Below are 9,788 nucleotides of genomic sequence, written 5' to 3' on the forward strand. Positions count from 1 at the left end.
CCATGAAGCCCGTGATGTTCTGCAGGAAGATCAGCGGGATCTTCCGCTGGTCGCAGAGCTCGATGAAGTGCGCGCCCTTCAGCGCGGACTCCGAGAAGATCACGCCCTGGTTGGCGATGATCCCGACCTCGTGCCCGTGCAGGCGCGCGAAGCCGGTGACGAGCGTCGTCCCGTAGTTCGCCTTGAACTCGTGGAAGCGGCTGCCGTCGACGATGCGCGAGATGATCTCGCGCGGGTCGTAGGGCGTCCGCAGGTCCGCCGGCACCGCGCCGGTGATCCCGGCGGGGTCGACGGCCGGCGCCTCGGCCTCGGTGATCGACCACGGCGCCGCGGGCTTCTCCGGGAACGTCGCGACGATCGAGCGCACGATCGCCAGCGCGTCCGTGTCGTCCGCCGCCAGGTGGTCGGCGACGCCGGACTTCTTCGTGTGGAGGTCGCCGCCGCCGAGCTCCTCGGCCGAGACGACCTCGCCCGTGGCCGCCTTCACCAGCGGCGGGCCGCCCAGGAAGATCGTGCCCTGCTCCTTGACGATGACGGACTCGTCGCACATCGCCGGGATGTACGCACCGCCCGCGGTGCAGGAACCGAGGACGGCCGCGACCTGCGGGATGCCCTCGGCCGAGAGGTTCGCCTGGTTGTAGAAGCTCTGGCCGAAGCCGCCGACATCGGGGAACAGCTCGTCCTGCAGGGGCAGGTAGCCGCCGCCGGAGTCCACGAGGTAGATGCAGGGCAGGCGGTTCTGCAGCGCGATCAGCTGGGCGCGCGTCTGCTTCTTCGCCGTCATCGGGAAGTACGAGCCGCCCTTCACGGTGGCGTCGTTGCAGATGATCATCACCTCGCGGCCGGAGACCCGGCCGATGCCCGTGATCATCCCCGCACCCGGCGCCTGGTCCTCGTACATCCCGTGCGCGGCGAGCGTCGAGAGCTCGAGGAACGGGGACCCGCGGTCCAGCAGCTTCTCGACGCGCTCGCGCGGGAGCAGCTTGCCGCGCGACGTGTGCCGCTCGGCGGCCCGGGGGCCGCCGCCGGCGCGGACGCGGTGGATCTGCGCGCCGAGGTCGGCCCGCAGCTCGGCGTGGGCGGCCTGGTTCTGCTGGAACTGCTCGCTGTTGGGATCCGCCTGGCTGCGGAGGACGACGCTCATGCGGCCGCCTCCAGCTCGACGAGGACCTGGCCTTGGCTGACGCTGTCCCCGACGCCCACCAGGACGTCGGCGACGGTCGCGTCGGCCGGCGCCGTCAGCGTGATCTCCATCTTCATCGACTCGAGCACCACGAGCACCTGTCCCTCCTGGACCTCATCACCGGCCGCACTCTTGACCGCGATGACCGTTCCCGGCATCGGGGCCTCGAGCGACCCCTCGGCGGCCGCGGCCGCGCTCTCCACGACCGGCTGGCGCAGCTGGAACGCGAAGGCGTCGCCGCCCGCGCCGAGCCAGCGGCGGCCGTCGACCGTCGCGTGGTCCCACCGGCGGGCGCGCCCACCGGTGACGACCCGCGTGCGTCCGTCGGCCAGCGCCACCGCGGAGGCGCCGACCCCGGCGTCCTCGCCGACGGTCACGACGGCACCCGCGCCGGGCGCACCGTCGACGGAGATCGCCAGCACGTCGCCGGCGGCGGTCTCCAGCTCGAGGTCGACGGGCGCGCGCCCGTCGATCCGCCACGACACGAGGCGGTCCCACGTGTCCGCCGCGGCGTCCGCGGGCTCCAGCGCCAGCGTCTCCGCCAGCGCCTGCGCGATCGCGGCCTCGACGAGGTCGGACTGCGGCGGCAGCGACTCCGCCGCACCACGCTCGATCAGTCCGGTGTCGAAGTCGCCCGCGACGACCTCCGGCACGGCCAAGAGCCGCGTCAGGAAGCCGGCGTTCGTCGTCACGCCGAGGACGCGGAGGTTCTGCAGCGCGCCGGTCAGGCGGGCGAGCGCCTGCTCGCGGTCCTTGCCGTAGGCGATGACCTTCGCCAGCAGCGAGTCGTAGTACGGCGTGACCTCGGAGCCGGTCTCGAAGCCCGTGTCGACCCGGATGCCCGGGCCGGTCGGCGCGCGGAACAGGCCGATCTTGCCGGTGGCCGGCAGGAACCCGTTGGCGGGGTCCTCAGCACACAGGCGGACCTCGATCGCCCAGCCGGTGAGATTGACGTCCTCCTGCGCGATCGTCAGCGGGTGGCCCGCGGCCACGAGCAGCTGCTGCTCGACGAGGTCGATGTCCTGGTTGACGAGCTCCGTGACGGGGTGCTCGACCTGCAGCCGGGCGTTGACCTCGAGGAAGTAGAACTTCGTCGGGTCGTCGGAGGAGACGATGAACTCGGCGGTGCCCGCGCCGACGTAGCCGGCCTCGTGGGCCAGGCGGACCGCCGCGGCGCCGAGCGCCTCGCGGACCTCGGGGGTGACCGTCGGCGACGGGCTCTCCTCGACGACCTTCTGGTGGCGGCGCTGCAGGCTGCACTCGCGCTCGCCGAGCGAGATCGCGTGGCCGTGCGCGTCGGCCAGCAGCTGGACCTCGATGTGCTTGGCGCGCTCGACGTAGCGCTCGACGAGCAGCGCGTCGTTGCCGAAGCCCGACAGGGCCTCGCGGCGCGCGGCCTCGAGCGCGGCGGGCAGCTCCCCGCGCGTCGGGACGATGCGCATGCCGCGCCCGCCGCCACCGGCGGACGCCTTGACCATGAGCGGGAAGGCGTCGGGGTGCTCGTCGGCGAAGCCGAGGATGTCCTCGTCGGTGAGGTCGTCGCGCTGCAGGCCCGGGAGGACCGGCACGTCGGCGGCCTCGGCCGCGAGCTTCGCCCGGACCTTGTCGCCGAGGGCCTCCATCGCCTCGGCCGGCGGGCCGATGAAGACGATCCCGCGCTCCTTGCAGGCCCGCGCGAACTCCGCGTTCTCCGACAGGAAGCCGTAGCCCGGGTGGATCGCCTCCGCACCCGTCGCCACCGCGGCGTCGAGGACCTTGTCGATCGACAGGTACGACTCGCTCGCCACCGCCGGCCCGATGCGGACGGCCTCGTCGGCCTCCCGCACGTGGACCGCGTCGGCGTCGGCGTCCGAATAGATCGCCACCGAGCGGATGCCCAGTCGCCTGAGCGTCTTGATCACCCGCACGGCGATCTCGCCACGGTTGGCGATCAGCACGGTCGAGAACATCGTCCCTTCCTGCAAGGTCCCCTCCTCCTTGGTGCTCTCCTGGACCGCGCTCACGAGCCGGCCGCGCCCGCGGGCGTCCCGCCGAAGACCGGCGAGCGCCGCTCCAGCATGGCCTGCAGGCCCTCGCGGAAGTCGCTCGTCCGCGTCTCCTCCGCAAGCGAGCGGATCTCGTCGGCGACCTGCTCCTCGAGGAGGCCGTCGCCGACCTGCCGGTAGAGGCGCTTGGTCGTCGCGTGCGCGCTGCGCGGGCCCGCCGCGTGGCGGGCGGCGAGCGCCGACGCCTCCGCGTGGACGTCGCCCTCGGCGGACAGCCGCGTGAACAGCCCCGCCGCCAGCGCGTCGTCGGCCCGCAGGGTCTCGTCGCTCAGGTAGAGCTCGAGCGCGCGGCGGTAGCCGAGGTCGCGCGTCATGAAGTACGACACACCGGCGTCAGGCGTGAGTCCCAGCCGGTGGTAGGCCACGCTGATCGAGGTCCGCGGATCGGCGATCACGAGGTCGTGCGCGGCCATCAGGCCGATGCCCGCGCCCGCGATCGGACCGTGGACGCCGGCGACGGTGACCTTCGGCGACCGGTGGATCGCCTCCACCAGCGGGTTGAGGTCCTCGCCGACGAGGCGGACGAAGTCCGGGACGCCGTCGCCGAGGCCGACGAACTCGCCGACCGCGCCGCCCATGCACCACGACTTGCCCTCGGCGAGGGTCACGATCGCGCCGACGTCGTCGCGGCCGTTGGCCTCCTCGACGGCCGCGCGGAACTCGCCGGCCATCCGGGCGTTGATCGCGTTGACCTTGCCCGGGTCGCGCAGCGTGATGGTGGCCACGCCGTCGGCGACGACCAGCTCGGCGCGCGGCGCCTCGTCCGCAGGGACCTCGTCCGTCATGGGGTCAGTTTCCCAGCAGCTCGCGAGCGATGATGATCTTGCGGACCTCGTTCGTGCCGGCGCCGATCTGCAGCAGCTTGCCGGCGCGGTAGAGGCGGTTGATCTCCATCTCCCAGATGTAGCCGGCGCCGCCGTGGACCTGGACCGCGGCGTCGGCGACGCGCATGATCATCAGGCCGGCCTGCAGCACGAGGGCCGCGGAGCGCTTGTGGACGCGGCTGCGGGCCGCGCCGTGCTCGATCTCGGAGACCTCGTTGCCGACGTCGTAACAGAAGCTGCGGAGCACCTCGACCTCGGTGTACATCTCCGCCAGCATGCCCTGGACGAACTGGAACTCGCCGATCGCCTTGCCGAACTGCTTGCGGTCCTTGGCGTAGTCGACCGCCAGCTCCAGGCAGCGCTCGGCCATGCCGAGGATCATGTAGCTGAGGCCGATGCGCTCGAGGTCGAGTCCGCTCATCACGACGTTGACGCCCTTGTCGACCTCGCCGACGACGTTGCTGACCGGCACGCGGCAGTTGTCGAAGACGATCTCGGCGGTCTGCGTGCCGCGCATGCCCATCTTCACGAGCTTCTGGGCGACGTTGAAGCCGGGCGTGTTCGTGTCGACGACGAAGGCCGTGATGCCCTTGGCGCCGAGCTCCGGCGAGGTCTTCGCGTAGACCAGCGAGACGTCGGCGACCGGGCCGTTGGTGATGTAGATCTTCGTCCCGTTGAGGACGTAGTGGTCGCCGTCGAGCTTGGCCGTCGTGGCCATGCCTCCGAGGGCGTCGGAGCCGGCGCCGGGCTCCGTCAGCGAGAGGCAGCCGACGATCGAGCCGTCGCACATGCCCGGCAGGTAGCGCTGCTTGATCTCGTCGTTGGCGTTGTGGAGGATGTTGTTCAGGCAGAGGTTCTCGTGCGCGAGGATCCCCAGCGAGAGCGCCGGGTTCCAGCGCGCGACGCCCTGCAGGACGAGGCCGGAGGCCGCGAAGTCGAGCCCCGCGCCGCCGAGCTCCGGCGGGACGGTCGCGCCCAGGAAGCCGGTCTCGCCGAGCTTCGGGAGGGCGTCCTCGGGCCACCACTCGTCGTTGTCCATGCGCTCCTGGAGCTCCCAGAAGTTCGCCTTGGAGAACTTGTCGACCTGCTCCAGGATCTCGCGGTGATCCTCGCTCAGGCCATAGGCCAGGCGGCTCTCGGTGATGACAGCGGACATGCGCGGATCGCCCTTTCCTCGTGCTCGTGCGACGGCGCCGCACCTCGGTATGAGAACCCTATGTCTGGCCACACGGCCAGTCCTCACCCTTTCGCGGGGTCCTGGTCGCTGAATGGGGGAGGGACGCGCGCGCCGGGGACCCCGGCGCCCTGCCCCGAGCACCGGGTCGCGGCCGGGCCGGGCCGGGCGTCCGGCGACGACTCCGCCCTGGCGCACCGGGACGGGCCGAGCGGGAGTGCGCCACCACACAGACCCCCCAAAGGGTGACCTTGATGGCCCGGAGGACGGAAGTTGGCGCCTCGCCGCTCGCCGACAGGAGAGTATCGCGCGTAGGGAAGCACCCGCGGCCAGGACGGCGCCGCCCTCGGCCTCCGCGACGCGGACGCCGGACCACCACGAGGGAGAGAACCCAACATGACGACCACCGCCACCGCCGCAGGAACCACGATCGCGGACTTCGCGTTTCGCATCAACGACGCCTACGGGGACCGGGTCGCCGGCCGGTACCAGGCCACACCGGGCGAGTGGACCGACCTGACGTACTCCCAGCTCGCCGCCTCGGGCATCGAGATCGGCCGCGGGCTCCTCGCGCTCGGCGTGGAGCGCGGCGACCGCATCGCGGTCCTCGCCGACACCCGCCCCCTCTGGTCCACCGCGCACCTCGGCCTCACGGCGACCGGCGCGGTCAACGTCTCGGTCTACCCGACGAACTCACCGGAGGAGTGCGCCTGGGTGGTCGGCAACTCCGAGTGCCGCGGGATCGTCTGCGAGAACGCCGGGCAGGTCGCGAAGATCACGAAGGTCCGGGACCAGCTGCCGGCGCTCGAGTGGATCCTCGTGCTCGACGGCGAGGTCGACGGCGCGATCTCGCTGGCGGAGCTCAAGGAGCGCGCCAAGGACGTCGACGCGTCCGCGCTGAAGGAGCGGGCCGAGTCGGTCACCACCGACGACGCGTACATGATCATGTACACGTCCGGCACCACCGGACCGCCCAAGGGCGTCGTGCTGTCGCACGGCAACTACCGCTTCATCATGGAGGCCGGCCCCCAGCTGTCGGGCCTCACGAGCGACTCGGTCCTCTATCTCTTTCTCCCGCTCGCGCACGCGTTCGCGCTGCTGTTCCACCTGATGGTGTTCGACGTCGGCGCGAAGCTCATCTACTGGGGCGGCGACACCGCGAAGCTCGTCCCCGAGCTCGCCCAGACGCAGCCGACCCACCTGCCGGCCGTCCCGCGCATCTTCGAGAAGATCTACAGCGCGGTCGTGGGCTCCAAGGACAAGGAGACCCAGGCGAAGCTCATCGGTGCGGGCCAGCTCGGCCTGAAGGTCCGCCGCCTGCGCGAGGCCGGCGAGGAGGTCCCGGCCGACCTGCAGGCGCAGTTCGACGCCGCCGACGAGGCCGTCTTCTCGAAGGTCCGCGGCGTCTTCGGCGGCAACCTCCAGCGCGGCATCTCGGGCGGCGCCCCGGCGACGAAGGAGATCCTCGAGTTCTTCTACGGCGCGGGCATCCCGATCACCGAGGGCTTCGGCATGACGGAGACGTCGACGGCCGCGGCCATGAACCCGGTCGACGCGATCAAGTTCGGCACCTGTGGCGTGTCGCTGCCGGGCCAGGAGGCCTCGATCGCCGAGGACGGCGAGCTCCTCCTCCGCGGCGCGAACATCTTCCAGGGCTACTACGGCATGGACGAGTCGAAGAAGGACGTCGACGCCGACGGCTGGCTGCACACCGGCGACCTCGGCCACATCGACGAGGACGGCTACATCTCGATCGTCGGCCGCAAGAAGGACATCATCATCACCGCGGGCGGCAAGAACATCGCCCCGGCGAACTTCGAGAACGACCTCAAGCAGTGCCGCTGGATCAGCCAGGTCGTGATGCACGGCGACCGCCGGCCGTACCCGATCGCCCTCGTCACCCTCGACCCCGAGACCGTCGGGCCGTGGGCCAAGGAGCAGGGCATCCCCGACGACGTGGCCTCGCTCGCGCGCAACGAGGACCTGCGCACGATGATCCAGGCCGAGATCGACCAGGTCAACGAGAAGTACGCCCGCGTGGAGCAGGTGAAGAAGTTCGCGATCCTGGAGCGCGACCTCTCCCAGGAGAGCGGCGAGGTGACGCCGACGATGAAGATCAAGCGCAAGGTCGTCGACGAGTCCTTCGCCGACGTCATCAAGGGCCTCTACGGGGACTGACCCCGACGGACCGACGGCGCCCGGCCGGGCGCCGCGGGGCGCGGGACGATGGCCGGGCCGGGGAGCGATCCCCGCCCGGCCGTCGTCGTCCCCGGGGCCGGGACGGCGTCGCGCGACCGTTCGGCGGGCCCGTCTCCCACGCAGGGTGGAGGGCTTTCCGGGCCCCAAGCTCGGAAGGGGGAGGGAATGTCCCCCCTGAGGGGACGATGCGCTGCGGGCCGCGTCCTAGGTTGGTGGAGAAGCGATCGCCGGTGACGCCGGCAGGAGACGATCAGCGTGTTCCACGACCAGTCCACCGCCCCCGACCTCGACGAGCAGCGCCCCGCGTTCTGCACGGTCCCCGAGGCGATCCGCGAGCTGCGGGCGGGACGCATGGTCGTCGTCACCGACGACGAGGGCGACCCGGCCGAGGGCGGCCTGACCCTCGCTGCCGAGTTCGTCACGCCCGAGTCGATCAACTTCATGGCGACCCACGGCCGCGGCATCGTGGCCCTGGCCCTCACCGCCGAGCGCTGCCTCGAGCTGAACCTCCCGCCGATGGGCGCCCGCAACGAGTCCCGTCGCGGGACCGCCTTCACCGTCTCCATCGAGGCGCGCGAGGGTGTGACGACGGGCATCTCCGCCGCGGACCGCGCCCGCACGATCCAGGTCGCGGTCGACCCGGATGCCGGCGCCGCCGACATCGTCCGCCCCGGCCACGTCTTCCCGCTGCGCGCGCAGCCCGGCGGCGTGCTCGAGCGCCCGGCCCAGACCGAGGCCGCGGTCGACCTCGCCCGCCTGGCCGGGCTGACGCCCGCCGGCGTCGTCTGCGAGGTCCTGAACGACGACGGCACGATGGCCCGGGTCCCCGACCTGCGCAGCTTCTGCGCCGAGCACGGCCTGAAGATGGTCTCGGTGTCGGCGCTCGTCGAGCACCGCCGCCAGCTCGAGCACCGCGTGCAGCGCGTCGTCGGCAGCGGCCTGCCGACCTCGCTCGGTGCCTTCCGGATCGTCGGCTACCGCTCGCCGGGCGGCCACGAGCACGTCGCGCTCGTCCACGGCGACGTCGACGGGGTCGACGACGTGCTGGTCCACGTCCACCGCGCGGACCTCGTCGACGACGTCTTCGCCGTCGCGGGCCGCAGCGGGCTGACGGCTCGGGCGATGCGCCGGATCCAGGAGGAGGGCCGCGGCGTCCTCGTCTTCGTCTCCGGGCGCGACCGGCTCGACCACCTCGTCCGCCGGCTCACGGGCACCGCCAGCGCCGATGCCGCCCCGGCCACCCCGGACCACGCGCTCGCCGGCCGGATCCTGTCGGACCTGGGCCTGCGCTCCGCCCGGCTGCTCGCCGGCGACCGCCTCGCGGTCGAGGAGCTCGCCGTCCAGGGCCTGCCCACGACGCTGCTCGACGGCGCGTCCTCCGAGCCGCGCCCCGTCGTCGAGTCGCGCCCCCAGGGCGCGTCGGCCTTCATGGCCGGCCTCGGCGACGCCCTCTGAGCGGCGGCGGGTGGCGCAGGCCGGTCCGTTCGCCCCACGCACTCGCCGACGGGCCCCGACATCGGGGCCCGTTCTCGTTCCCGGCCGCGGGCGAGCGGCCCGGGCACCCGGCGCCGCCGAGGCGTTGCGGGCTCGGGTCCGCGTCCCCCGGGACGACGGCGGTGCGCTCGCCGGTCGGGAGGGCCCCGGCGCGACGACGCGACCGGGGCACCGGGACGACCCCCCGGAACGACGACGCGCCCCGGGCCGTCCCCTCGGGAGGGCGGCACGGGGCGCGGGTGCTCCCGCGCCGCCGTGCGGCGGGGCGGGAGAGGAGCGGGGGGCGTGACGCCCTCCCGCGGCCTCAGACGGTGGCCGAGTCCTTCTCCGCCACGATGTTGCGGTACAGCGGGAACAGCGGCTTCGTCGCCGGGACGAGCTTCAGGATCTTGCTGGCCGGGCCCTTGGCCTTGACCTTGCCCTTGGCCAGGCCGATGGCCAGGTTGTACTCGCCGCGCCAGAACTTGTCCGCCGTGTCGGCCGACATCCAGAGCTTCACGTCGGCGTCGGCGTCGTCGCCGCCGTCGACGACCTCCACCTTCGGCTCCTTGAGGTGGATCGTCAGGCTGGACTCCGGGTCCGTGTAGTACACCTGCATCGTGACGTTGGCCGAGGCCAGCTTCTTGCCGGACTCCGGGTGCTCGGCCGCCTCGCGGAACACTCCGCCGATGTACTTGTAGACCTCGTCCGCGTCCTTGAAGAAGGCCATGGCTCTGCTCCCTGTGCTGGTGGTGGTGGCTGTTCCGGTCGGCCGGCGCTGGACGCACGTCCGTGGAACTCACTCACCACCCTCCCCCGCGGAAGTGGTGCGCGGCATCACCCTCCCGGGGGAGATCCATCGCCCGATGGATCGCCGCCCGCGCGGGCCG

At 72.3% G+C, this 9,788-nt stretch carries 7 protein-coding genes; 2 read left to right on the plus strand and 5 right to left on the minus strand.

Features of this window, described 5'->3' with window-relative positions; genetic code table 11:
* The 4 genes from AB0L40_RS23965 to AB0L40_RS23980 form a co-directional block, all read right to left on the minus strand.
* On the minus strand, positions 1-1,144 hold a 1,144-nt coding region (locus tag AB0L40_RS23965; RefSeq protein ID WP_364360661.1), incomplete at its 3' end, for a carboxyl transferase domain-containing protein.
* Positions 1,141-3,186 (minus strand): biotin carboxylase N-terminal domain-containing protein, encoded by a 2,046-nt coding sequence (locus AB0L40_RS23970; protein ID WP_364360663.1) that lies wholly within the window; start codon positions 3,184-3,186, stop codon positions 1,141-1,143. The genes AB0L40_RS23970 and AB0L40_RS23965, both read right to left, overlap by 4 nt.
* Positions 3,183-4,013: an enoyl-CoA hydratase-related protein gene (locus AB0L40_RS23975; RefSeq protein WP_364360665.1), complete on the minus strand. Its 831-nt coding sequence runs from the start codon at positions 4,011-4,013 to the stop codon at positions 3,183-3,185. Before AB0L40_RS23975 ends, AB0L40_RS23970 begins: the two co-directional genes overlap by 4 nt.
* Before the next feature lie 4 nt (positions 4,014-4,017).
* Entirely contained in the window at positions 4,018-5,208 is a 1,191-nt protein-coding gene (locus AB0L40_RS23980) for an acyl-CoA dehydrogenase family protein (protein ID WP_364360667.1), read from the minus strand.
* Positions 5,209-5,622: 414 nt separating this feature from the next.
* Here AB0L40_RS23980 and AB0L40_RS23985 point away from each other — a divergent pair, with 414 nt between their 5' ends.
* Positions 5,623-7,404 (plus strand): AMP-binding protein, encoded by a 1,782-nt coding sequence (locus AB0L40_RS23985; RefSeq protein WP_364360669.1) that lies wholly within the window; start codon positions 5,623-5,625, stop codon positions 7,402-7,404.
* A gap of 276 nt (positions 7,405-7,680) precedes the next feature.
* Positions 7,681-8,880, plus strand: coding sequence for a 3,4-dihydroxy-2-butanone-4-phosphate synthase (gene ribB, locus AB0L40_RS23990; protein WP_364360671.1), 1,200 nt, complete (start codon positions 7,681-7,683; stop codon positions 8,878-8,880).
* Between the two features lie 343 nt (positions 8,881-9,223).
* Here ribB and AB0L40_RS23995 read toward each other — a convergent pair whose 3' ends face one another.
* Positions 9,224-9,628 (minus strand): SCP2 sterol-binding domain-containing protein, encoded by a 405-nt coding sequence (locus AB0L40_RS23995; protein ID WP_364360673.1) that lies wholly within the window; start codon positions 9,626-9,628, stop codon positions 9,224-9,226.
* Between the last annotated feature and the right edge of the window lie 160 nt (positions 9,629-9,788).

The organism is Patulibacter sp. NPDC049589 (genome assembly GCF_040675535.1).
Classification (GTDB): Bacteria; Actinomycetota; Thermoleophilia; order Solirubrobacterales; family Solirubrobacteraceae; genus Patulibacter.

Bases quoted from the DNA above. Each gene is read 5' to 3' on its own strand.
- AB0L40_RS23975 (WP_364360665.1), bottom strand. From the start codon at position 4,013: ATGACGGACGAGGTCCCTGCGGACGAGGCGCCGCGCGCCGAGCTGGTC.
- AB0L40_RS23980 (WP_364360667.1), bottom strand. From the start codon at position 5,208: ATGTCCGCTGTCATCACCGAGAGCCGCCTGGCCTATGGCCTGAGCGAG.
- AB0L40_RS23985 (WP_364360669.1), top strand. From the start codon at position 5,623: ATGACGACCACCGCCACCGCCGCAGGAACCACGATCGCGGACTTCGCG.
- AB0L40_RS23995 (WP_364360673.1), bottom strand. From the start codon at position 9,628: ATGGCCTTCTTCAAGGACGCGGACGAGGTCTACAAGTACATCGGCGGA.